The following is a 296-nucleotide window of genomic DNA, read 5'->3' as shown; positions in this document are numbered from 1 at the left end:
TAGGGGAACCTGCGGTTGGATCACCTCCTTACCTGAAGATACTTTCCCGCGCAGTGTCCACACAGATTGTCTGATAGAAGTAACGAGCAAAAGCAATACCTGTACCAGAGTCCCCATCGTCTAGAGGCCCAGGACACTGCCCTTTCACGGCTGTAACAGGGGTTCGAATCCCCTTGGGGACGCCATACTGATAACGAAGTGAAAGACGTTATCAACTGTATCTCAAAACTGACTTTTAAAGTCACGTTTGAGATATTTGCTCTTTAACAATCCGGAACAAGCTGAAAAATTGAAAC

At 46.3% G+C, this 296-nt stretch carries 1 tRNA gene; it reads left to right on the top strand.

The features are described 5' to 3' along the window. The first annotated feature begins 109 nt into the window (after positions 1-109). Positions 110-185 (top strand) — tRNA-Glu (locus tag IBT47_RS26865). Positions 186-296 lie beyond the last annotated feature (111 nt).

It is taken from the genome of Erwinia sp. S43 (assembly GCF_016624745.1).
Taxonomy (GTDB): domain Bacteria; phylum Pseudomonadota; class Gammaproteobacteria; order Enterobacterales; family Enterobacteriaceae; genus Erwinia; species Erwinia coffeiphila.
The sequence above is the reverse complement of the archived record's forward strand: the minus strand, read 5'-3'. Positions and strand labels throughout refer to the sequence as shown.